We start from the raw sequence: 22,150 nt of genomic DNA on the forward strand, positions 1-22,150 counted from the left end.
GAGCCTACTCCTTAATTATTCTGAGTGTTCTTTAGAGCAAGTGATACCTTGCTGACAGGTTGTTTATTTAATGCACTGCAAATAGCCCAACCAGCTTTCGCCAGTCTTTCTAAATCAATTCCATGCTCTATGCCAAGTCCTTGCAGTAAGTAAACTACATCTTCAGTGGCAACATTTCCTGACGCACCTTTGGCATAAGGGCAACCACCTAGGCCTGCAACGGCACTGTCAACCGTTGCTATACCGCGTCTTAGGGCGGTGTAAATATTTGTGAGCGCTTGCCCGTAGGTGTCGTGAAAATGTACAGCGAGTTTTGATTTATCAATATGTTGCAAGAGTAAATCTAATAACTCATCGACTTTTCTCGCCGTACCAACACCTATGGTGTCGCCAAGGCTAATTTCGTAACAACCAAGCTCTAATAATCGCTCTGATACTTTTAATACATCATTGTAGTCGACATCACCTTGATATGGACAACCCATGACGCAGCTAACATAGCCTCTAACACGAATGTTATTCGCCTTGGCAAAAGCCATAACATCTTTAAAGCGATCAATACTTTCATCAATAGAGCAGTTAATGTTCTTTTGACAAAATGCTTCACTTGCTGCTGTAAAGATAGCAAATTCTTGTATGCCGACTTGTTTTGCTGCCTCTGCCCCCCGTAAATTCGGAGTGAGGGCGCTTAAGTTAACATTAGGCAAATTTAACGCGCTAATTACATCGCTAGAATCAGCCATTTGTGGCACCCATTTAGGTGACACAAAGGCGCCTGCTTCAATATCCTTAAGGCCTGCATCTGCAAGGGCGTTGATAAGAGCGACTTTATCTTGGGTATTAACGGCGGCTTCATTTTGCAAACCGTCTCTGGCGCCAACTTCTACAATGCGAACAAAATCAGGAAACTGTGCCATTACGCCTCCGGCTCTTCAACAATCGCGAGCATATCACCATGACTCACCAGTTCACCTTCAGCAAAGCAATAGCTCGTTAATACACCATCATGCGGGGCATTAAGCGTGTATTCCATTTTCATCGCTTCGATGATGACAACCGCATCACCTTTAGCGACAGTACTACCCACCTCAACTAAATGTTTAACAACAGTACCATTGAGTGGTGCAGCGAGTGGCAATGCATCACTTTCGTGTTCACTAATATAGTGTTTATCAATCAGCTCTAGCACCGTTTGCTGTGCTTTGTACATCACTGTGATGTGAGAGTCTGTTTGATTGATATGAGCCACGACTTTTTCGCCATTAACAACTAGGTTTGCAAGGCCATTTTCAACAATGCCAGAGGTTGTATAGTCAACCCCATCTAAGCTAATTTTAAAGCCATCTGAGGTCTTAACAGCATGAACGTTTAAATCAACAAACGGAATCGTTGTTTTAGCGTCACTGTTTAGCATAAAGCCAGTTAATTGTTGCCATGGGCTGCTGCTTTCACCTTTTAGTTGATGTGCATAAGCATAGGCTGCCACAACGGTCGCAATAACAGACTGTTGCTCGTTTTTAGCAACAAGGCGCTCACCTTGGTCTTCAATAAAGTGCGTATCGGGTGCACCTGCTTGAAAAGTAGGGTTGTTAGCAAGGTTAAATAAGAAATTAACGTTACAGCTAAAACCTGCTAGGTGGAATTGCTCTAGTGCTTTTGATAAACGCCCAAGCGCTGCCTCACGGTTATCGTCATGCACAATTAATTTAGCAATCATAGGATCGTAGAACGGACTAATTTCATCACCCGCTGCAATCCCTGTATCTATACGTACAAATTCAGATTCGTTCGGTGTGAATAGGGCGTCAATGTGGCCAGAACACGGAATAAAGTCATTACTTGGATCTTCTGCATAAATACGCGCTTCAAAGCTGTGACCTTGTAGCTGAATATCTGCTTGGCTAAGTGGTAATGCTTCACCTGCCGCAATATTGATTTGCCAATTAACCAAATCAACACCGGTTACCATTTCTGTTACTGGGTGCTCTACTTGTAAACGGGTGTTCATTTCCATAAAGAAGAATTCATCACCGCATAATAAAAACTCAACCGTACCAGCACCGCGATAGTTAATCGCTTGGGCACAACGTACTGCTGCTTCACCCATTTCTTTACGAAGTGCATCAGATAAACCCGGAGCAGGGGCTTCTTCAATTACTTTTTGGTGACGACGCTGCAAAGAGCAGTCACGGTCGCCTAAGTACACACAGTTACCATGACTATCGGCAAAAACTTGTACTTCAACATGGCGAGGTTTGGTGACATAGCGCTCTAACAGCACTAAATCGTTACCAAATCCGGCTTTTGCTTCACGTTTTGCGCCTTCAAGAGCACTGATAAAATCTTTTGCGCGTTCAACAACTCGCATACCTTTACCACCGCCACCAAAGGCCGCTTTAATCAGTACCGGGTAACCAATTTTTTCAGCTTCGGCTTGTAAGAACTCAGTATCTTGATTATCACCATAGTAACCAGGCACTAAAGGTACATTCGCTTGGTGCATAATTTCTTTAGCGCGGGTTTTTGAGCCCATGGCTTCAATGCTAGATGCTGGTGGGCCAATAAAGGCAATATCATTTTTCTCACACGCAAGCGCAAAGTCAGAGTTCTCTGATAAAAAACCATAACCCGGGTGAATACAATCAACACTTGCTTGTTTTGCCACATCGATGATTTTGTCTGCCACTAAGTATGAGTCTTTACTTGGCGCAGGACCAATATGGTACGCCTCATCAGCAAGCTTTACGTGCTGGGCATATTTATCAGCATCTGAATACACTGCAACCGTTGTTAAGCCCATTTGTTTTGCTGTACGCATAACTCGGCAGGCAATTTCACCACGGTTGGCAACGAGAATTTTTTTCAATGATTTTGTTGTCATAATGGTTCCTATTTCTGCCAGTTAGGGGCACGTTTTTCAAAAAATGCAGTTAGGCCTTCTTGGCCTTCTTCAGATACACGAATGCGCGCAATGCGCTCAGCGGTTAACTCAATCAGCGCATCATCTATTACGTTGCCAGCGACATCATTGATTAGCTGCTTCGCTGCTTTAACAGCAATAGGGCCATTGTTCACAAGGTTTTGTAAGTGTTTATCGAGCGCTGTTTGTAAATCGCCGGTGATCTGGTGAATTAAACCCAGTTGCTTAGCTGTATGCGCGTCAAAAATCTCTGCCGTTAAAAAATAACGACGTGCAGCGCGCTCACCAATGGCTTTAATGACATAAGGGCTGATAACCGCAGGAATAAGACCAAGCTTTACTTCACTTAGGCAAAACTGTGCATCGTCTTGGCAAATAGCGATATCACAACACGCAATCAAGCCTAACGCACCGCCAAATGCAGCACCTTGTACGGCACAAATTGTTGGATGCGGGCTTGTAGCAAGGACTTTCATAAGCTTTGCTAGCTGCATAGAGTCCGCTAAGTTTTCTGCAAAGTCATTGCCAGCCATCGACTTCATCCAGTTTAAATCAGCGCCAGCAGAGAAGTGCTTACCTTCGGTTTTTAAAACCAGTGCGCGGACATCGCAACTGTTTGCGTGTTCAATTAAACGGATCAGCTCACTAATGACTTCTTCGTTAAATGCATTGTGTTTTTCAGGGCGACTTAGTACCAGCACAGCCACATTTGATTTTGTTATTTCGAGTGTTACTGACATAAGGCCTCCATTACATTCTAAATACGCCGAACTGCGAATCGCGCTCTGGTGCATTTTTAGCTGCACTTAAGGCAAGCCCCAATACATTGCGGGTATCAGCAGGATCGATAATGCCATCATCCCAAAGGCGGGCACTGGCGTAATATGGATGACCTTGTTTTTCGTATTGCTCGATAATTGGCTTTTTAAACTCACTGACTTGCTCATCAGTCATGCTTTCGCCTTTACGGGCTAAACCGTCTTGTTTAACTTGTGCTAGAACGCCAGCAGCTTGTTCACCACCCATTACAGAGATACGGGCGTTTGGCCACATCCACATCATGGTTGGTTCGAATGCACGGCCACACATACCGTAGTTACCTGCACCATACGAGCCACCAATTAATACGGTGAATTTTGGTACATCAGCACATGACACAGCGGTTACCATTTTCGCCCCATGTTTGGCGATGCCTTCCGCTTCGTATTTCTTACCAACCATAAAGCCAGTAATGTTTTGTAAAAACACCAAAGGAATTTTGCGTTGTGCACATAGCTGAATGAAGTGCGCGCCTTTTTGCGCAGATTCACTAAATAAAATACCGTTGTTGGCAACAATACCGACAGGGTGACCAAAGATTTTTGCAAAGCCGGTTACTAAGGTTTCGCCAAAGTAGCGTTTAAATTCATCAAATGATGAATCATCAACAACACGGGCAATTACTTCACGTACATCAAATGGCTTTTTAAGGTCGGTACCCACAATACCGTAAATTTCGTTAATGTCGTAACGCGGCGGTTTAACATCATCAAGTAACGGGGCAGTAGGGCGCTGATAATTAATTCGTTCAATACATTGGCGAGCAATCGAAAGTGCGTGGGCATCGTTTTCAGCATAGTGATCGGCAACACCTGATGTTTTACAGTGAACATCAGCACCACCGAGCTCTTCAGCACTCACTTCTTCACCTGTAGCCGCTTTAACCAGTGGCGGGCCTGCTAAGAAAATAGTGCCTTGCTCTTTTACGATAATACTTTCATCAGCCATCGCTGGTACATAAGCACCACCTGCAGTACATAAACCCATTACGACCGCAATTTGTGGAATGCCTTTACCAGACATACGTGCCTGATTATAGAAAATACGGCCAAAGTGTAATTTATCTGGAAATACATCATCTTGTTCAGGCAGGTTTGCACCGCCTGAATCAACTAAATAAATACACGGTAAATGACAACGCTCTGCGATATCTTGGGCACGCAGGTGTTTTTTCACTGTTAGTGGAAAGTATGTGCCGCCTTTTACGGTTGCATCATTGGCGATGATCATACATTCAACGCCTTTCACACGACCAATCCCAGCCACAACACCGGCACAAGGAATAGCTTGTTCATATACGCCAAAGGCAGCAAATTGAGAAATCTCTAAAAATGGCGAGCCTTCATCAAGTAGCGTTTCAATACGGTCACGAACAAACAACTTACCACGGCCTTGGTGGCGCTCAATCAGGGCAGGGCCACCACCTAAACGGATATCCGCTACTTTTTCACGTAAATCACTTACGAGAGCGGCCATGTTGTCGTGATTTTGCAAAAATTGCGGATCGTGTGGATTTACACTCGATTTTAAAATCGTCATAACAAGGTCCTATCGGCTTTCAGTGAATAATTCGCGACCAATTAGCATGCGGCGGATTTCAGAGGTACCTGCGCCAATTTCATATAGTTTAGCATCACGCAATAAACGACCTGTCGCGTATTCGTTGATATAACCATTACCACCTAAGATTTGGATAGCATCAAGGGCCATTTTAGTCGCCAGCTCTGCGGCATATAAAATCGCACCAGCAGCATCTTTACGTGTTGTTTCACCGCGGTCACATGCACGAGCTACCGTGTAAACGTATGAACGAGCTGCATTCATTTGCGTGTACATATCAGCGATTTTGCCTTGAATAAGCTGGAACTGACCAATCGGGCTATCAAATTGTTTACGCTCATGAATATAAGGAACCACAATGTCCATACATGCTTGCATAATGCCAAGCGGGCCTGCGGCTAAAACAACACGCTCATAATCAAGGCCACTCATAAGTACTTTTACACCTTCGTTTAAGTTACCTAGAATGTTTTCTGCTGGTACTTCGCAGTTCTCGAACACTAATTCACAGGTGTTAGAGCCACGCATACCAAGTTTGTCTAGCTTCTGTGCAGTAGAAAATCCTGGTGTGTTTCGTTCAACGATGAAGGCTGTGATCCCTTTAGGGCCAGCATTTAAATCTGTTTTTGCATAGATAACAAAGGTATCGGCATCTGGACCATTAGTGATCCACATCTTGTTACCGTTAAGTACAAACACATCGCCTTTTTTCTCAGCTTTTAATTTCATTGATACAACGTCAGAACCTGCATTTGGCTCACTCATCGCAAGGGCACCAATGTGCTCACCGCTGATAAGCTTAGGCAGGTATTTTTCTTTTTGAGCCTGTGACCCATTACGGTTGATTTGGTTAACACATAGGTTTGAATGAGCACCATAACTTAAACCAATCGATGCGCTTGCACGGCTAATTTCTTCCATTGCGATTACATGCTCAAGGTAACCAAGGCCCGCACCGCCAAATTCTTCAGGTACTGTCATACCTAATAATCCCATTTCGCCAAGCTGTGGCCAAAGTTGATTAGGGAAGGCATTGTCTATATCGGTTTGTTCTGCAAGTGGGGCAATTTCTTGGCTCGCAAAGCTATTAACGTGATCGCGGATCATGTCTGCTGTTTCGCCAAGTCCGAAGTTCATTTCTTTGTATAGTGAAATAGTGCTCATAATGTGTGTTCCTGTGAGAGTCTGTTGACGAGATTGTTGTCAGGTTATTCGTCTAAATTATTAAGGGTTTCACGACAGCGGCGTTCTGCTGTAACCAATTCCATCAGTACAACTTTAATGTCGTCCATCTGTTGGCTTAGGTCCGCTTTTTTTTCTGCGATAAGGTCAAGCATAGTCACTAGCTGTTTAGCGCTTGATTTATCTGCGTCGTACAGTTCAAACAAACGGCCCGTTTCGGCCAAGGTAAAACCTAAGCGTTTACCGCGTAGAATAAGTTTTAGTCTTACTTTGTCGCGTTTTGAATAAATACGGGTTTGACCATTGCGATCAGGTGAGATCAGGCCTTGGTCTTCATAAAAGCGGATAGAGCGGGTTGTAATATCAAATTCTTTTGCTAGTTCGCTGATACTAAACGTTTGCTCATTGCTAGCAGGTTCAACTGCTGCGCTTTCAAAGTTTGTTTGATTGTCTTGTTTCATGATTTATTTACCTCATTCGAATAACACCAATATAAGTGAAGTTTACGTAAAGGTAAAGGGCGATTTGGGAGTTATACTTTAGACTTATAAAGATAACTGGTTGAATTTGTTGAAAAGCTTTATTTATCTAGCCTTGTAAGCAGATGTTCGATTTTTAATACATCAAAATACAGATAAGTTTACAGTTTTACCGGCCGCAAAAATGTTGATTTTAGATTTACGTTGGCGTAAACGTAAATATTATGTATGCTGAATTAAATCGAAATTAAACTATAACAAATTAACTGTTTGGTTACACATGATTTGAACACATGATGATAACCACTTACATGGAGCCAATTATGACTACTGAAGCCGTTGTTATTGTTGCCGCAAAACGTACCCCTATGGGTGGTTTTATGGGCGCACTAAGTGGTGCACACGCAACTGATTTAGGTGCTACAGCTATTAAAAGTAGCTTAGAGCAAGCCGGTTTATCTGCCGATAAGATTGACGAAGTGATCATGGGCTGTGTATTACCAGCTGGTCTTGGTCAAGCACCTGCTCGCCAAGCAATGTTAAAAGCGGGCCTTAATCAAGGTACTGGCGCAACAACAATCAACAAAGTTTGTGGCTCAGGCTTAAAAGCTGCAATGTTTGCTCATGACTTAATTAAATCAGGCTCTATCAATACCGCTGTTGCGGGTGGTATGGAAAGCATGAGTAATGCGCCTTATATGTTACCGAATGCACGTTCAGGTATGCGTATGGGTCATGGCGAAGTAAAAGATCACATGATGTGTGATGGCCTTGAAGATGCTTACGACAACAAAGCAATGGGTTGTTTTGCACAAGACACTGCCGATCAATATTCAATTGGTCGTGAACAAATGGATAACTTTGCACTTAGCTCACTGACTAAAGCAAACAGCGCGATTGAGACAGGCGCATTTGATAATGAAATTGCAGCGCACACTATTTCTACACGTAAAGGTGATGTGACCGTTGCGATTGATGAGCAACCAGGCAATGCACGCCCTGATAAAATCCCAGGTTTACGTCCTGCATTCAAAAAAGATGGCACGATTACAGCTGCAAACTCGTCATCAATTTCTGATGGTGCAGCAGCGCTAGTGTTAATGCGTGAATCAGATGCTAAAGCACAAGGTTTAACGCCACTTTGCCGTATCGTTGCTCACAGCACACATTCTCAGGCTCCAAGCGAATTTACTTTAGCACCGGTTGGCGCGATGCAATCGCTTTTAGAAAAAGCAGGTTGGTCTGTGAATGATGTTGATTTATGGGAAATCAACGAAGCGTTTGCGATGGTGACTATGCTTGCAATTAACGAGTTAAAACTTGATGAAAGCAAAGTAAACGTAAACGGCGGTGCTTGTGCACTTGGTCACCCAATTGGTGCAAGCGGCGCGCGTATCTTAGTTACCTTAATTCATGCATTAAAGAATCGTGGTCTTAGCAAAGGTGTTGCCTCACTGTGTATCGGTGGTGGAGAAGCTGTTGCTATGGCAATCGAAGCTATTTAATCGCTTTAGAATTTTAATCTCTCACAGCCGCAACGTATTTTAAAAACTATCATGTTGCGGCCTCTTTATACCCACTGGGGAGGAGTGCCTCATGCACCAAGTACCTTTATTTATCAACGGCGAATTTACCCAATCAAGTTCAACGCAGTTGATTGATGTTATCAATCCTGCAAACCAAGAAGTGTTAGCGCAAGTTCCGTGTGCAACGGATGCTGAAATGGATGCAGCCATTGCCTCTGCAAAGGAAACATTTAAAACATGGAAAGAAGTGCCAATTTCTGAGCGTGCGCGCATTATGATGAAATACGCTGCATTACTAAAAGAAAACCATGACGAGCTTGCGACGATTATTTGTCATGAGCTGGGTAAAACTTTTGAAGACGCCAAAGGCGATGTTTGGCGTGGTATTGAAGTGGTTGAGCAAGCAGCCAATGCACCATCACTAATGATGGGCGAAACAATGGAAAACGTAGCGCGTAAAATCGATACTTACTCTTACATGCAGCCACTAGGTGTATGTGCGGGTATTACGCCATTTAACTTCCCTGCGATGATCCCATTATGGATGTTCCCACTGGCTATTGTGTGTGGTAACACCTTTATTCTCAAACCATCAGAGCAAGATCCACTAACACCGATGCGTTTAGCTGAACTATTTGTTGAAGCGGGCGCGCCAAAAGGGGTGTTACAAGTTGTTCACGGTACAAAACCACAAGTTGACCGTTTATTAGAAGACCCAGCAATACGCGCTATTTCATTTGTTGGTTCGTGTGGTGTAGGTGAATACATCTATTCAAAAGGCACAGCAAACCTTAAACGCGTGCAAGCTTGTGTAGGTGCAAAAAACCACATGGTTATTATGCCAGATGCCAGTAAATCGCATGTTGTAAACAACCTAGTAGGTGCGTCTGTAGGCGCTGCGGGTCAGCGCTGTATGGGTATTTCGGTTGCTGTATTCGTTGGTCAAGCAAAAGACTGGGTTGATGAAATTAAAGCAGGCTTTGAAAACGTACGCCCAGGTGTATGGGATGATGCCAACGCGGCTTACGGCCCACAAACATCAAAAGCAGCTAAAGATCGTATTTTATCACTTATCGCAAGTGGTAAAGAACAAGGTGCGACTTGTTTAATTGATGGCTCCGACTTTACTGTTGAAGGTTACGAGCAAGGTAACTGGGTTGGTCCAACGTTATTTACTGATGTTACCACCGAGATGGATTTATACAAAGAAGAGATCTTTGGTCCAGTACTGGCTTGTATGTTTGTAGATACTCTTGAAGAGGCGATTGAGCTTATCAATAACTCGCCGTACGGTAACGGTACTTCGTTATTCACATCAAGCGGCGCTGCTGCACGTAAATTCCAACATGAAATCGAAGTAGGTCAAGTTGGTATCAACGTGCCAATTCCTGTGCCACTCCCGTTTTTCTCTTTCACAGGTTGGAAAGGCTCATTCTACGGTGATCAACACACCTATGGTAAGCAAGGTATTCGTTTTTACACAGAAACGAAAACAATTACTTCACGTTGGTTCGAGGATGATATCGCCTCAGGTCCGAACATGAGTATCAACCTTAAATAAGCCGTAATTAATTTACTGCTGAGCGAGCACACGCTCGCTCAAAGAACACACATTTAAACGACAACAATCGTTATTCACACAAGAATAAGACAACAAAATAGAGGTCTACTATGGACTTTAATTTAACCGAAGATCAGCAAGCATTTGCTGAAACAGCTCGTCAGTTTGCAGAGTCTGAACTTGCTCCACATGCAGCTAAGTGGGACCAAGAACACATTTTCCCGAAAGACACCATTAAGGCAGCCGGTGAGCTAGGCTTTTGTGGTTTATATACCCCTGAAGAAGCGGGCGGCTTAGGTTTATCTCGCCTAGATTCAAGCATTATCTTTGAACAGCTTGCCATGGGTTGTACAGCAACGACTGCTATGTTGACCATTCATAATATGGCAACCTGGATGATTGCAAGCTTTGGTACTGATGACGTTAAAGCCCAGTACTGTGAACAATTAGTAATGGGTGAGTTACTTGCTTCTTACTGTTTAACAGAGCCAGGTTCTGGCTCTGATGCAGCATCACTAAAAACTAAAGCGGTAAAAGAGGGCGATGAGTATGTGATCTCAGGCTCTAAAATGTTTATTTCGGGAGCCGGTGAAACTGATTTACTTGTAGTTATGGCGCGCACTGGTGGTGAAGGCGCTGCCGGTATTTCTGCATTTGTTGTGCCTGCAGATGCTGCAGGCATTGAATACGGTAAAGCAGAAGAAAAAATGGGCTGGAATGCACAGCCGACACGTTTAATTAGCTTTGAAGGTGTCAGAATTCCTGCGGCTAACTTACTAGGTCAAGAAGGCGAAGGCTTTAAGTTTGCAATGCAAGGCTTAGACGGTGGTCGTATTAATATTGCAACCTGTTCATTAGGTACAGCACAAGCTGCTCTTAATACTGCGCGTGAATACCTAAAAGAACGTGAGCAATTTGGTAAGCCATTAGCTGCTTTCCAAGCACTGCAATTTAAGATTGCTGATATGAACACCGAGCTTGTTGCTGCTCGTCAAATGGTGCGCTTAGCCGCATTTAAACTAGATACTGGTGACAGCGAAAAAACAACTTACTGCGCGATGGCAAAACGTTTTGCTACAGATGTTGGTTTTAAAGTCTGTGACGACGCACTACAAATTCACGGTGGTTACGGTTACATCAAAGAATATCCATTAGAGCGTCATTTCAGAGACGTCCGTGTGCATCAAATTCTCGAAGGCACAAACGAAATCATGCGTGTGATTATCGCACGTCGTATCTTAGCTGAGTCAGCTGGCGACATTCTATAAGGAGCAACCTATGTCTAATCCATCGATTGATTTAAATATTGAAGGTAACGTAGCGGTTTTAACCATGAATAACCCGCCAGCGAATACCTGGACACAAGATACATTAACCGCGCTTAAAGACACTGTAACTGAGCTAAATGCCAACAAAAATGTCTATGCATTAGTGATTACAGGCCAAGGTGAAAAGTTCTTTAGCGCAGGTGCTGATTTAAACGTGTTTGCCAGCGGTGACAAAGGCGTTGCTGCCACTATGTCAAAAGTGTTTGGTGATGCATTTGAAGCGTTAACCAATTTCCGTGGTGTATCAATCGCGGCTATTAATGGTTATGCCATGGGCGGTGGTCTTGAAGTGGCTCTTGCGTGTGATATTCGTATTGCTGAAGAGCAAGCTCAAATGGCACTACCTGAAGCGAAAGTTGGCTTACTGCCTTGTGCTGGCGGTACGCAAAACCTTGCATGGCTTGTTGGTGAAGGCTGGGCAAAACGCATGATTTTATGTGGTGAGCGCTTAAAAGCAGACAAAGCACGTGAAATTGGCCTTGTTGAAGAAGTGGTTGGCACTGGCGAAAGTTTAGCTGCGGCAATGAAACTTGCTAACCAAGTTGGCGAACAAAGCCCGGTTGCTGTGACTGCATGTAAAGAGCTTATTCAAAAAGGTCGCACACAACCTATGGCTCATGCATTGCCATTAGAGCGTGAGTTATTTGTACAATTATTTGATACGCAAGACCAAAAAGAAGGCGTGAATGCGTTCTTAGAAAAGCGTAAAGCTAATTGGGTAAATGGCTAATGACTAACGTAACACTACTAAATCATCAAGATGCGCCTGTGGTGTTTGAAACTGCAGAGGCCGAAAGCGGCCTCATTGCAATTGCGACACTCAATGCGCCTAAGTCGTTAAATGCCTTAAATTACGACATGATCCAATTGCTTGAGCCGCAGCTTAGAAAATGGGCTGACGATGACGCAGTTGCCATGGTTATTCTAAAAGGGGCTGGCGAAAAAGCATTTTGTGCTGGTGGCGATGTAGTAAGCCTACATAAAGCAATGAGCACAGGTGAGCCTGCTAACTACATTGAAGACTTTTTTACCCATGAGTACAAATTAGACTACCTAATTCACTGCTATGAAAAGCCAATATTACTTTGGGGAAATGGCATAGTCATGGGTGGCGGCCTTGGCTTAATGGCTGGGGCAAGTCACCGTGTGGTAACCGAAACATCGCGTATCGCAATGCCTGAGCTAACCATTGGTTTATACCCAGATGTTGGCGGTAGTTATTTCTTACATAAAATGCCTGAGCAAGTGGGCCTATTCTTAGGTTTAACTGCTGCGTCTATCAATGCTGAAGATGCATTGTTTGTTAATCTTGCTGATCACTATGCAACAGCAGATAAATATGACGCTATTTTAACGGCTATCACAGCTGAAAAGTGGGGAAAAACAGCCTCATTAAATCACGAAAAGCTGACTAACATTCTAATCTCTATTGATAATATTTCAGGTCGTGTCCCTAAAGGTAACGTAAAAGATAACCTTGAGGTTATTCAAAAGCTGGCTGAATTTGACTCACTGCAGGGCAAAGTTGACTACATCCAAAGCTTAGAAACCGAAGATAAATGGCTTACCCGTGCGCAAAAGTCATTAGCGCATGGTTGTCCGCTTAGTTGTGCGCTGGTTGAACGTCAATTAGCTAATTCAAAAGAGATGACATTAGCACAGTGCTTTAAAATGGAGCTGGGTATGTCAGTACGCTGTGGCGAAGTAGGTGAGTTCCAAGAAGGCGTTCGTGCGCTACTAATCGACAAAGACGGTGCACCTAACTGGCAGTTTAAATCGCTCAGCGATATCGACGAAGCAGTTGTAGATAGCTTCTTTACAGCACGCTGGGATGAGCAATCTCACCCACTAAACTCATTAACGTCATCTTAAGTTCAAGGGGTAAACAAATGGCTAAATTAACAATAGGATTTATTGGTTTAGGCAACATGGGTGGCCCAATGGCGGCAAACCTTGTCAATGCAGGTCATACAGTTCGTGTGTTTGACTTAAATAAAGTAGCGGTCAGTGAGCTTGCCGATAAAGGTGCAATTGCTGCTACCGATGCAGCTGAGTGTGCCATTGGTGCTGATATTTTTATCAGTATGCTACCGGCAAGCAAACACGTTAAATCGCTTTACTTAGGTGAAACGGGTCTTATTAACTTACTTGATAGCAAAACCTTAGTGATTGACTGCTCAACCATTGATGCAGAATCAGCGCGTCAAGTGGGTAGTGAGCTTGCTCAAAAAGGCATTGATTTTGTTGATGCGCCGGTATCAGGTGGTGTTGCAGGTGCAACAGCAGGCACTTTAACCTTTATCGTCGGTGGTGAGAAAAGCCACTTTGAAAAAGCCAAACTGGCTTTAGTGGATATGGGTAAAAACATCTTTCATGCTGGTGATATTGGCGCAGGCCAAGTCGCAAAAATCTGTAACAACATGCTGCTAAGCATTTTAATGGCAGGTACTAGCGAAGCACTACAAATGGGCATCAACAATGGGCTCGATCCAAAAGTGTTAAGTGACATCATGAGCGCAAGCTCTGGTCGTAACTGGACACTTGAGCTTTACAACCCATGCCCTGGTGTAATGGAAACAGCACCAGCAAGTAATGATTATAAACCGGGCTTTATGGTTGATTTAATGGCGAAAGACTTAGGTCTTGCTATGGAAGCGGCTCAGCAAAGTAATTCATCTACCCCAATGGGGTCAATGGCGAAGAATCTATACACTATGCTTCAGCATCAAGGTGCGGGTAGTGATGATTTTAGCGCTATTTTTAAATTATTCTCGAAGTAGGAGATTGTTGTGGAAATTAAAAACAACAACATCGTAATTACCGGTGGTGCGCAAGGTTTAGGCTTTGCGATGGCCGAGAAATTTGCATCCCTTGGCGCGAACATCGCTCTTATCGATATGCAACAAGACGTACTTGATACTGCAGTATCAGCGCTTGCTAAATATGGCACAAAAGTTATGGCGTATGCTGCTAATGTGACTGACGAAGACGCCGTGGTAGCAACGTTTAATACTATCAACAATGACTTTGGCCATATCGGTGTGTTAATTAATAACGCAGGTATCTTACGCGATGGTATGTTTATCAAAGCAAAAGAAGGCAAAGTAGTTGATAAAATGTCGTTGGCTCAATTTCAATCTGTGATTGATGTGAACCTAACCGGAGTATTCTTAGCAGGTCGTGAAGCTGCGAGCCACATGATTGAGTCTGGCAAAGGCGGCGTTATTGTTAATATGTCGAGTGTTGCCCGTGCTGGTAACATTGGCCAAACAAACTATGCTGCGTCTAAAGCCGGTGTTGTTGCGATGACAACAGGTTGGGCGAAAGAATTAGGTCGCTTTGGTATCCGTGTTGGTGCAATCGCACCAGGTGTTATTCGCACAGCGATGACAGATGCAATGAAAGCAGAAGCAAAACAACGCATGATGGCGGTAACGCCAGTGGGTCGTTTTGGTGAAGCAGAAGAAATTGCCCAAACAGCACAATACATTGTAGAGAATGACTTCTTTACAGGTCGTGTTGTTGAAATTGATGGCGGTATCCGCCTTTAGTTTGAAATGGTAACCCTTTACCCATTGAAAGTACCAAAACGGTAAGCCTAGCTTGCCGTTTTTTTATTTTTAAAGTATTTTAAATTCATAATGATAAGGAGATTTGTTATGAACACGGATGGCATTACAGTATCAATGAGCAAGGGAATTAAAGCCAACTTCAAGCTGGGTGAACATTTAATTCAATACTGGGGTTCTGCTTACTCAGGTAAAGAAGTTCTGAAAGTAGACAGTGAATTAATAGCAGAATCACGTAACTTTAAAACTAAATCTGTTCATGAGTTTAATGTTGATGGTAAAGCCTGCCAATTAACAATTTCAGTGACTTTATTCAGGAAGTTTTCTTCTACCATTACATTAGAGTGTGAGGGTGAGCTAGTTCACAGTTATCAACTCACATATGGTAAAACCCGACAAATTGCTTGGTATTTAAAAGCAATCCCATTTTTATTTGCAGGGGTTTTAGGCTGGTGTTTTGCCGCTGATATTCTTACCTTATTAGAGTTGGTTATCTTTTTTTGCTTAACCTTTGCAGTATCAGAACTGGTTCTGAAAAATCAAGGCTGGATCATCGAAGAGCAAAAGCCTTGTAATTAACTGTTTAGCATTCAATAATTAAGCGGTTAAAAGCCGCTTAACTTTGAGAGATGCAGTGAATCCCAAACAAATCCGCAATTTTTATATCAATGAAGAACAGTCTGTTTATTTACTGTCTCACCATGATGCTAAAAAGCACCGCCAATGGCTTAACATTTGTATTAAACAGCTTACTTTGCTTGGTTACAGTGACGTTGAATTAATTGGCTCTGGTGCGTTTGGATTTGTTTTTGCCGGTGTCGATGATGAAGACTTACCTTGGGTATTTAAGTTTTCACGTATAACCCTTGCACAAAGTGTACGTGATCGTCTAGAAGACGAAGCCTACATGCTCTCGCAAGTTAAAAACCCGCTCGTGCCTAAATTTTATGCCTTTGAGCGCATTAAAAAGCAAGGCATTTTAATGATGGAGCGCGCTCTAGGTGAAGACTTAGAAAAGATCTCCATCAAACAGGGGTGTTTCAGTGCAGCAAAAGTTATGGCGCTAGCACTTAGGCTACGTAATGTTCTTTTAGATTTACGTGAACACAAAAATGGCTTAAGCCCACAGCCAATTGTGCATGGCGATATTAAACCCTCTAACATTGTTTTTGATGAACAAACCAATAAGTTGTCGTTGGTAGACTGGGGCAGCTCTGTTTATGCACAAATAGACGCAGAGGGGAATCCGGTTGCCAGCAACTTTATGGATCTCATGTCTGCAGATATCAGTAGTACCAATGCACGTATGGGGGATGTGTATTTTATTGGTGATGAACAAATGTCGGGCGGGCAGTCATCGCCACGTTTTGATGAGCAAGGTGTTGCCTCAACTCTTTATGCACTTGCATCTGCACAATCTTGCCGGTTTGGTGCTGCTGTTATTCCGGCTACAAGTCTAAATTTACCTATGGAGCTTGCCCGGGTTATTGACGGTATGCTTTCAAAAGATAAGGCAACCAGAGATGGCGCTGGTGATTATTTTATGCGAAACATGCCTACAATGGCTAAAGCTTACCTACCTGAACTGCCCCGTAAAGTCATTCGCCCTTATATTCCTTATTGGTTTAGTGAGTTTGATGAGCACCCAGATACAGTGGTTTATAGCTCACGTAAGCAATTTTTAAGACAAGCCGACCATAATCAACAATTACTTGATGTAAATGATGCCCAGCTCGACAGATACTACAAAGAGTTTTTATTTGATACCGGCGACACCGAAAAAGCATTCTTGGCCTCTATTAGCCGATTAGCAAAATACCCAGTAGTAGGGGGCCTTAGTTTTCATTGGAAAGAAAACTCACTGTTTGTTGAATCGTCACTTATTTTGCATGATGAAACGCTTGGCACTGCGTTTACCGATGCGATTAACAACACGGTGATGTTAGCACAGGGGATTGAACAAAAAGGTCTCTTTAAATGTTGCTTGTTTGATGCGCGTAAAACCATTCAGCTCGAGCGCGATGGCACAGGTGCGTTTAAATTTGAACATTTACCTGAGCTTGATTATGAAGTAATGGATGTACAAGCCTCAGACGTAACCAGACCGCATTCGTACTTTGAAGATGGTAAAGACCCTGATGAGCAATTACAGCTCCCGAAAAAGGTCATAAAGTGCGTATTTGAACTTAACCAAATTCACCACACGGGCTGTATCATTTTCGAAGCCTTACCTGATAGGATGAAAATACACCATTACTATCGTCTGCTAGATGCCAGTAAAGAACCAGAATTTAAACGTTTATTAAGTAAGCTCATGCAATACGCGGTTAATATCACAGATGTGGGTGTAGCAGGATTTATGAAGCTACCTTACAAGAATACTCGTGAATTTGATTTGTGTACTAAACAGCCCGATGAGTTTTATCCAAGAGATCCAAAGCGGGTAAGTTGAACTATAGTATGTACATTCAAATTAAAAACTTATAGATTAGGAACACTAGTAGTCGTAGGTTGAGAGTTTGTGTGAAAGATAATTTAGTAATGGTTTGTTATAAAGGTGAGTCTGGTTCAAGTGATATAAGGACTTTTAATAAAGGTGATATTTTGTATCTTTCACTGAAAGATATACTTGTTATATTAACTAAAGAAAACAGGAAGTTAAATGAGCTTCACATTGCAAAATCATTAGTTAATGTATTAAAAGCACAAGTTAAAATTTTAGATGATGACGAATATATAATGATTCCCAATTCATCAAATGATGATTTAGAGGTATATGTCACCCAACCTGGCTTGTATCGAGTTCTCTCAAGTGACTCAAGTCAAGCAGGGAAAAAATTTCAAAGATGGCTTTTTCATGAAGTCGTACCAGCTCTTACAAAATATGGGGAATACCCCGCTCCAATCGTAAGTAAAGATTCTGATGTGAAAAGGCTTGCACAGACATTACTTATGGAAATTGAGCAGCGAGAAGAATTAGAACGTAAAACAAAAGAGCAGTTTTTATTGCATGAACAGAGATTGGATGCTTTAGGTTCTAAATTAGAATCTATAAGTTTAAAAAGTTTGGATTCCAACAGTTTTGAAACAGTTAAAGAGTTTTGCAATAAAAACAGTTTATGTTCTTCGAAAGAACAGCTTATCTTAGGTTGGTGTATAAAGATATGTGCTGAATGTGGGGAACCTTCTAAAAAAATAATATCTAATGGTAAAGAAGAAATTACATTTCCTAATCATGTACTTATTAATGCGTCAAAAGAAGCAAAAGTAATAGTTTAATTTTTAATATGTAAACTTGGTGCAGATTCTTTCCTTAGATTTATGTTATTACGGCCCCTACGGCCAATAGAGGGGGATTTAAACCTGCTGTGGTGATTATGTAAATTCTAACCATGTTATTGGGACAATCATACCAGTTGAAAAAGCTGAACTTTTGCATTTTCACTCTATACCTAATAAAAATCCTGCTTCTAGAGAATTAAGCCCTCAGATAAAAAGAGAAATAACCATCAAGTTCAACATTATTGGCTACTAGTACTTTTTGTTGTAGTAATTATGGGAATTGTTTAGACAAGTATGTAATTGTGAAGGTGAGTGTTATTAGGCTTTTATCAGATGGCTTGAAAAGCTAGACGAAGAGCAAATAATAATTATTGGAATAGAAATTATTAAATGGAGTTAATATATGTTCTGGCTAATATCCTTTATTATTTTGCTCGCTATTACTGTCGTGCCATTTCCTTTCAAGATATATGGATATCTATCAGGTAAAGATGACAGTCCTATGATTGTTAAGTTTGAAGAAATGACGAATGCGCTCTTTATGTCTGTGGGTTTGTTCGGATTTTATGGATTTATCTCAGATAGAGTTTATTTAACACCTCTATTTTGGAATGGATGGTTATGCGTTGCTATAGTTTGGTCTTTGCTGCCTTTATTTTGGTCACCTAAGCTTGATTATGCTACTGAAATGCTCGGCTGTTATAAAATGCGGTTGCTGGCAGGCGTAAGTTCTATTTTGTACCTTCCATTGCTTTTTGCAGTCTATTTTTATGCAAACTAAATTTTCACATCGTAGAATTTTTTATCTTAAAGCAAGCTCATATGTATAAGTGATACCTTTGAATGAAAATAAAAAACCTGCTAGATAGCAGGTTATTAAAGGGGCAGTCTTACTTATGCTCTTCAATGATCTCAGTGATCCCTTCAGCAGAAAGTATCTCTATCCAATAACCATCTGGGTCTTTGATAAAGGCTAGGCCTTTCATAGAGCCATCGTCTGGTTTTTTTACAAACTCAACATCGTATTTTGCAAAGCGTTCGCATGCTGCGTACACGTCTGGCACGGTAATACCGATATGACCAAAGCCTTTTGGTTCATCATTACCACTATGGTAACCTGTAAAGCTGTCGTCATTTTCTGTGCCCCAATTATGTGTAAGCTCGATAAGAGCAGGGCGGCGAAATACCCACTGTGCTTTTTCTTTATCGCTGCCTGTTGGCATGTCTTGCTCATAACCTAAAAAGTACAGCGTAAACTCCATTTTAGGGAAGTCATATTTACCAAGTAACTTCATACCTAAAACATTTTGATAGAAATCTAAAGAAGGCTTTGGATCTTTAATGCGCAACATTGTCTGTTGCATTACATAACCTTGCGTAGCGGTTGCGATTTGTTCAGGTGATTCGTTGTAGTTAGACATACACATCCTTTTTTAATGACATTAATGATGATTAGTTCAGTCTAACATAACCATGTTACCCTTAAATTAATAAAAATAATATTGACGTCTTTAAATAGCCCTTCAAGTCTTAACTTTCTAACTTTCTAACTTTCTAACTTTCTAACTTTCTAACTTTCTAACTTTCTAACTTTCTAACTTTCTAACTCAAATAAAAAACCGCCCAAACAGGCGGCTTATTTCATCTTACAGCTCAAAGCTTAAAAATCAATTACCCCAAGGATTACTCGCACTTGAACGTTGTTTTCTAGCTCGAGCAAGTTGTTTAGCTTCTTTTTTAGCGTGAATGCGTTTGGCGTCGGTAAAACTTAACTCACACGGTTCACCTGGTTTTTGATCAGCAGGGATCACGCGATCGCGTGGCGGTAATTCGTAGTTGACATTGTCTGGGCGTGGTAAGTTTTTAAGACGATACAAATAAAAGTTCTCGACTTTTTCTTGAGCCCATTGGGTTTTACGTAAAAACTTAACCGCAGATTTAACATCTGGATTATTCTTAAAGCAGTTCAACCGCATATAGGCGTGGAGTAATTCCCAGCCATATTGTTCGACAAGCTCTGTTACGACTTGCTCAATACCAACACCTTGTAGCGGGTTATTGCTGAAAATTTCTTTATTACTCATATCATGCTCTTGTTTATTGTTTACGTAATTAGTTAATTATAATTTGAAAGATCTAATTTAGATACCGCTTATCAATTTGATATACGAACCATTTTAAAAGTTTACATGTTTACCTTATATGGGTAATCTATGCGCTTGAATTGGCATGAGGCTAATTTATTAAATTGATTAAGGAATCTATAAATGGGACTTTTTGATAAGATCAAAACACAAGCTAATACAATTGGAACAAATATTAGTGAATCAACCTCTAAACTAACCAGTGATATCTCTACTGCGTCGAAAGAAAAATCAAAGCTTTCAGCGATTAATTCTGAAATTACTTCAATTAACGGGCAACTAAATATTGCTTACCAAGACATTGGTAAAAAGTATGTATCTAATTTAGTCGATAATAAGGGTGAAAATGTTGAAGCTGTTCTAAAAGATACACTCGACAGAATAGAGCCTCTTTTAGAGAAAAAAATAGAGCTTGAGAAAGAAGCAGTAGAAATTGAGAAAAAATTAAAAGATCAGATAATTCTACAAGAAAAAGCAATTTTTCAACGTGAGTTTGATGAAGAAAAAGAAAAGCTAGAGAAAGCTGTGAAACTGGATGTATTAACAGAAAAAGAGATGCAGGATAAATTAGCTAGAGCTCAGCTTAAATTGGATAATTTTGATAATATTCGTAAAGTTAAAAAACAGTACGATATGCAATTAATTTCAAAGGAAGAGCTAAACGAAAAGCTTGCGGCGTTTGGTGTTTAAATTCTTTTTTTTAAAAGGCTCTAAGGTGTTTAGAGCCTTTAAATCTATTACTTACAATTAACTACTACACGGCCGCGTATTTCACCTTTTAATAGGGCTTCTGCATTTGCAACGGCGTCAGAAAGCGGGACTTCTTGTGAAATAGTATCTAGGTACTGCGCCTCAACTAACTCACTTAAACGTTGCCATGCTTCAATTCGGTCAGCTTTCGGGCGCATTACACTATCAATACCCATTAGGCTAATGCCACGAAGGATAAACGGCGCTACCGTTGCCGGAAAGTCCATACCTTGTGCTAAACCACAGGCTGTTACAACACCACCGTATTTAATCGATGCACACACATTTGCAAGGGTGTGGCTACCCACAGAATCAATTGCACCAGCGAATTGCTCTTTTGCCAGTGGTTTACCAGGTGCTGAGAATTCATCGCGAGATAAAACACGTTTTGCGCCTAATTTTTCAAGATGATCTGCATCGTTCATGCGGCCTGTTGTGGCAACTACATCAAAGCCAAGCTTATTAAGTAAATAGATAGCAAAACTGCCCACGCCGCCATTGGCTCCAGTGACCAGAATTTCACCGCTTTGAGGTGTGATCCCTTGTTTTTCTAAAGCGATAATACTAAGCATTGCGGTATACCCCGCAGTACCAATTTGCATTGCTTGTTTTGGTGTTAAATTAGCGGGAAGGGGGATAAGCCAATCTGCACTCATAGATGCTTTTGCACTTAAACCACCGAGGTATTTTTCCCCAACACCAAAGCCATTTAACAAGACTTTATCACCTACTTTAAATTCATCGCTTTTAGACTCAGTCACTGTACCTGCAAGGTCAATACCTGGGATCATTGGAAATGTTCTTACCACAGGGCCTTTACCCGTAATCGCTAAAGCATCTTTGTAATTCAAAGTGCTGTAGTCAACATCAATATTTACATCGTGCTGGTGGATGCTCTCTACAGGAAAGTCTGTGTATTCGGCACGATAGCCTTGATCATCTTTGTTGATAACTACCGATTTTACTGATGTTGTCATGTTGACTCCTTTTAGACCGATCGTCTTTTAATGGTTAAAATAAAACCGTATTA

General features: G+C 41.6%; 21 protein-coding genes. 12 read left to right on the plus strand and 9 right to left on the minus strand.

The genetic code is table 11. The annotated features are described in order from the left end of the window. Positions 1–11: 11 nt before the first annotated feature. Genes ISP07_RS03345 through ISP07_RS03370 form a run of 6 tightly spaced genes read right to left on the minus strand, consistent with a single transcriptional unit; the run spans position 12 to position 6,942 of the window. Positions 12–917, minus strand: coding sequence for a hydroxymethylglutaryl-CoA lyase (locus ISP07_RS03345; RefSeq protein WP_209326789.1), 906 nt, complete (start codon positions 915–917; stop codon positions 12–14). Then, on the minus strand, positions 917–2,881 hold the full coding sequence (locus ISP07_RS03350) for an acetyl/propionyl/methylcrotonyl-CoA carboxylase subunit alpha (protein ID WP_209326790.1): 1,965 nt from the start codon (positions 2,879–2,881) through the stop codon (positions 917–919). Before ISP07_RS03350 ends, ISP07_RS03345 begins: the two co-directional genes overlap by 1 nt. Before the next feature lie 8 nt (positions 2,882–2,889). After that, positions 2,890–3,660 carry an enoyl-CoA hydratase/isomerase family protein gene (locus ISP07_RS03355; RefSeq protein ID WP_054553800.1) on the minus strand — a complete coding sequence of 257 codons (771 nt, stop codon included), beginning with the start codon at positions 3,658–3,660 and terminating at the stop codon, positions 2,890–2,892. A gap of 10 nt (positions 3,661–3,670) precedes the next feature. Then, entirely contained in the window at positions 3,671–5,278 is a 1,608-nt protein-coding gene (locus tag ISP07_RS03360; protein WP_054561520.1) for a carboxyl transferase domain-containing protein, read from the minus strand. Positions 5,279–5,287: 9 nt separating this feature from the next. Next, on the minus strand, positions 5,288–6,463 hold the full coding sequence (locus tag ISP07_RS03365; RefSeq protein WP_063705375.1) for an isovaleryl-CoA dehydrogenase: 1,176 nt from the start codon (positions 6,461–6,463) through the stop codon (positions 5,288–5,290). Positions 6,464–6,507: 44 nt separating this feature from the next. Further along, positions 6,508–6,942 (minus strand): MerR family transcriptional regulator, encoded by a 435-nt coding sequence (locus ISP07_RS03370; protein ID WP_054553803.1) that lies wholly within the window; start codon positions 6,940–6,942, stop codon positions 6,508–6,510. A 341-nt stretch (positions 6,943–7,283) separates the two neighbouring features. Between ISP07_RS03370 and ISP07_RS03375 the strand changes: the two genes are divergently transcribed. From ISP07_RS03375 to ISP07_RS03425, 11 genes are all read left to right on the plus strand, one after another. Next, positions 7,284–8,465, plus strand: coding sequence for a thiolase family protein (locus ISP07_RS03375; protein ID WP_063705371.1), 1,182 nt, complete (start codon positions 7,284–7,286; stop codon positions 8,463–8,465). A gap of 91 nt (positions 8,466–8,556) precedes the next feature. Continuing rightward, complete coding sequence (locus tag ISP07_RS03380) at positions 8,557–10,047, plus strand: CoA-acylating methylmalonate-semialdehyde dehydrogenase (protein WP_209326791.1); 1,491 nt, start codon at positions 8,557–8,559, stop codon at positions 10,045–10,047. A gap of 110 nt (positions 10,048–10,157) precedes the next feature. Beyond that, entirely contained in the window at positions 10,158–11,315 is a 1,158-nt protein-coding gene (locus ISP07_RS03385) for an acyl-CoA dehydrogenase family protein (protein WP_209326792.1), read from the plus strand. A gap of 10 nt (positions 11,316–11,325) precedes the next feature. Further along, the gene (locus tag ISP07_RS03390) at positions 11,326–12,105 is read left to right on the plus strand and encodes an enoyl-CoA hydratase (protein WP_105180497.1); all 780 of its coding nucleotides are present in this window, start codon (positions 11,326–11,328) and stop codon (positions 12,103–12,105) included. Further along, positions 12,105–13,247 (plus strand): enoyl-CoA hydratase/isomerase family protein, encoded by a 1,143-nt coding sequence (locus ISP07_RS03395; RefSeq protein ID WP_209326793.1) that lies wholly within the window; start codon positions 12,105–12,107, stop codon positions 13,245–13,247. The genes ISP07_RS03390 and ISP07_RS03395 overlap by 1 nt, the downstream gene beginning before the upstream one ends. A gap of 17 nt (positions 13,248–13,264) precedes the next feature. Beyond that, a complete protein-coding gene (mmsB, locus tag ISP07_RS03400; protein WP_209326794.1) occupies positions 13,265–14,155 on the plus strand; it encodes a 3-hydroxyisobutyrate dehydrogenase in 891 nt (296 codons plus the stop codon). Positions 14,156–14,164: 9 nt separating this feature from the next. After that, positions 14,165–14,926 (plus strand): SDR family oxidoreductase, encoded by a 762-nt coding sequence (locus ISP07_RS03405; RefSeq protein ID WP_209326795.1) that lies wholly within the window; start codon positions 14,165–14,167, stop codon positions 14,924–14,926. A gap of 108 nt (positions 14,927–15,034) precedes the next feature. Beyond that, positions 15,035–15,523 (plus strand): hypothetical protein, encoded by a 489-nt coding sequence (locus ISP07_RS03410; RefSeq protein WP_209326796.1) that lies wholly within the window; start codon positions 15,035–15,037, stop codon positions 15,521–15,523. Between the two features lie 55 nt (positions 15,524–15,578). After that, the gene (locus tag ISP07_RS03415; RefSeq protein ID WP_209326797.1) at positions 15,579–17,396 is read left to right on the plus strand and encodes a protein kinase domain-containing protein; all 1,818 of its coding nucleotides are present in this window, start codon (positions 15,579–15,581) and stop codon (positions 17,394–17,396) included. Positions 17,397–17,467: 71 nt separating this feature from the next. Further along, the gene (locus ISP07_RS03420) at positions 17,468–18,223 is read left to right on the plus strand and encodes a BRO family protein (RefSeq protein WP_209326798.1); all 756 of its coding nucleotides are present in this window, start codon (positions 17,468–17,470) and stop codon (positions 18,221–18,223) included. Positions 18,224–18,629: 406 nt separating this feature from the next. Continuing rightward, a complete protein-coding gene (locus ISP07_RS03425; RefSeq protein ID WP_209326799.1) occupies positions 18,630–19,007 on the plus strand; it encodes a hypothetical protein in 378 nt (125 codons plus the stop codon). A gap of 109 nt (positions 19,008–19,116) precedes the next feature. Here the strand turns inward: ISP07_RS03425 and gloA are convergent, their stop codons facing one another. Together gloA and ISP07_RS03435 are read right to left on the minus strand one after the other, a co-directional pair. After that, positions 19,117–19,647, minus strand: coding sequence for a lactoylglutathione lyase (gloA, locus tag ISP07_RS03430; RefSeq protein WP_209326800.1), 531 nt, complete (start codon positions 19,645–19,647; stop codon positions 19,117–19,119). Between the two features lie 246 nt (positions 19,648–19,893). Continuing rightward, a complete protein-coding gene (locus ISP07_RS03435; protein WP_063705328.1) occupies positions 19,894–20,310 on the minus strand; it encodes a VF530 family DNA-binding protein in 417 nt (138 codons plus the stop codon). Between the two features lie 183 nt (positions 20,311–20,493). Here ISP07_RS03435 and ISP07_RS03440 point away from each other — a divergent pair, with 183 nt between their 5' ends. Beyond that, a complete protein-coding gene (locus tag ISP07_RS03440) occupies positions 20,494–21,060 on the plus strand; it encodes a hypothetical protein (protein ID WP_054553816.1) in 567 nt (188 codons plus the stop codon). A 47-nt stretch (positions 21,061–21,107) separates the two neighbouring features. Here ISP07_RS03440 and ISP07_RS03445 read toward each other — a convergent pair whose 3' ends face one another. Continuing rightward, complete coding sequence (locus ISP07_RS03445; RefSeq protein WP_209326801.1) at positions 21,108–22,097, minus strand: MDR family oxidoreductase; 990 nt, start codon at positions 22,095–22,097, stop codon at positions 21,108–21,110. Positions 22,098–22,150 lie beyond the last annotated feature (53 nt).

Source organism: Pseudoalteromonas sp. PA2MD11 (assembly GCF_017808125.1).
GTDB classification, from domain to species: domain Bacteria; phylum Pseudomonadota; class Gammaproteobacteria; order Enterobacterales; family Alteromonadaceae; genus Pseudoalteromonas; species Pseudoalteromonas simplex.

Coding starts and splice junctions, on each gene's coding strand:
- ISP07_RS03345 (WP_209326789.1), bottom strand. CDS start 917: ATGGCACAGTTTCCTGATTTTGTTCGCATTGTAGAAGTTGGCGCCAGA.
- ISP07_RS03350 (WP_209326790.1), bottom strand. CDS start 2,881: ATGACAACAAAATCATTGAAAAAAATTCTCGTTGCCAACCGTGGTGAA.
- ISP07_RS03355 (WP_054553800.1), bottom strand. CDS start 3,660: ATGTCAGTAACACTCGAAATAACAAAATCAAATGTGGCTGTGCTGGTA.
- ISP07_RS03360 (WP_054561520.1), bottom strand. CDS start 5,278: ATGACGATTTTAAAATCGAGTGTAAATCCACACGATCCGCAATTTTTG.
- ISP07_RS03365 (WP_063705375.1), bottom strand. CDS start 6,463: ATGAGCACTATTTCACTATACAAAGAAATGAACTTCGGACTTGGCGAA.
- ISP07_RS03370 (WP_054553803.1), bottom strand. CDS start 6,942: ATGAAACAAGACAATCAAACAAACTTTGAAAGCGCAGCAGTTGAACCT.
- ISP07_RS03375 (WP_063705371.1), top strand. CDS start 7,284: ATGACTACTGAAGCCGTTGTTATTGTTGCCGCAAAACGTACCCCTATG.
- ISP07_RS03380 (WP_209326791.1), top strand. CDS start 8,557: ATGCACCAAGTACCTTTATTTATCAACGGCGAATTTACCCAATCAAGT.
- ISP07_RS03385 (WP_209326792.1), top strand. CDS start 10,158: ATGGACTTTAATTTAACCGAAGATCAGCAAGCATTTGCTGAAACAGCT.
- ISP07_RS03390 (WP_105180497.1), top strand. CDS start 11,326: ATGTCTAATCCATCGATTGATTTAAATATTGAAGGTAACGTAGCGGTT.
- ISP07_RS03395 (WP_209326793.1), top strand. CDS start 12,105: ATGACTAACGTAACACTACTAAATCATCAAGATGCGCCTGTGGTGTTT.
- mmsB (WP_209326794.1), top strand. CDS start 13,265: ATGGCTAAATTAACAATAGGATTTATTGGTTTAGGCAACATGGGTGGC.
- ISP07_RS03410 (WP_209326796.1), top strand. CDS start 15,035: ATGAACACGGATGGCATTACAGTATCAATGAGCAAGGGAATTAAAGCC.
- ISP07_RS03425 (WP_209326799.1), top strand. CDS start 18,630: ATGTTCTGGCTAATATCCTTTATTATTTTGCTCGCTATTACTGTCGTG.
- gloA (WP_209326800.1), bottom strand. CDS start 19,647: ATGTCTAACTACAACGAATCACCTGAACAAATCGCAACCGCTACGCAA.
- ISP07_RS03435 (WP_063705328.1), bottom strand. CDS start 20,310: ATGAGTAATAAAGAAATTTTCAGCAATAACCCGCTACAAGGTGTTGGT.
- ISP07_RS03440 (WP_054553816.1), top strand. CDS start 20,494: ATGGGACTTTTTGATAAGATCAAAACACAAGCTAATACAATTGGAACA.
- ISP07_RS03445 (WP_209326801.1), bottom strand. CDS start 22,097: ATGACAACATCAGTAAAATCGGTAGTTATCAACAAAGATGATCAAGGC.